This is a genomic window from Caballeronia ptereochthonis, assembly GCF_001545075.1.
Classification (GTDB): domain Bacteria; phylum Pseudomonadota; class Gammaproteobacteria; order Burkholderiales; family Burkholderiaceae; genus Caballeronia; species Caballeronia ptereochthonis.
The window spans coordinates 1-699 of the sequence record NZ_FCOB02000112.1 but is presented as its reverse complement, the minus strand read 5'-3'; the positions used below and the strand labels follow the sequence as shown (position 1 = coordinate 699).

General features: G+C 64.7%; 1 protein-coding gene. It reads right to left on the bottom strand.

Going from position 1 to position 699, the window contains the following annotated elements; genetic code table 11:
- Window positions 1–699: ShlB/FhaC/HecB family hemolysin secretion/activation protein (locus AWB83_RS35695; RefSeq protein WP_143750174.1), on the bottom strand; the 699-nt coding region annotated here is incomplete at both ends.

Here is a 699-nt window from a genome sequence, read left to right as displayed (position 1 = left end):
AAGCCGAACGTGACGCGTGACGTCGAGAGGCCCGACGGCTTGTAAAGCGGCGTGCCCGCGAACAGGTCGTAGCTCAATCCAGCATACTTTGACGTCACGGCGCCGCGCACGCCGACGACCGCGCCGACGAGTTGCGTACCCGCAAGAAAGGCCGTGTTCGGGCCGAACACGCGCCCGTAATCGAGACCAGCATACAGCGCCTGCCGCGTCGCGCCGAGCGGTGCTTGCAGTTCGTTACGCCAATAGAAACCGCGCTCGCCCGCGAGCATCTGCTCGCCGTCGAAGCCACGCACCGTGTAGCGGCTGCCGATGGTCAGGTCATCGACGTAGAAGAGCGTGTCGTTCGAATACTGGCCGTGCAGCGTCGTCACGTACCTGAGCGTCTGACCGGACACGGCGAACGGCACTGACAGATGCATATCGAGTACCGCCATGCGATAGCGATACGTCGGGCGGCTTGGCTTCGTCGCGGGCGTGGGTGGATAGGCATCGGGCGACGGGTCCGGCGTCGCGCCGAGCGCCCCGATGCCTTGCCGATAGGCGAGTGAGCCGTCGAACTGCGCGCCGCCGAAGTAATGCCGGTCCGTAAGCCCCGCTTCGATGAAGGTGTTGTTGCGGCGCTGTATCTCGATCGCGGTATCGTCAATGAAACTCGCGCCGAAGCGCTTCGAGAGTTGCACGTACCCGCCGAGCACGTCG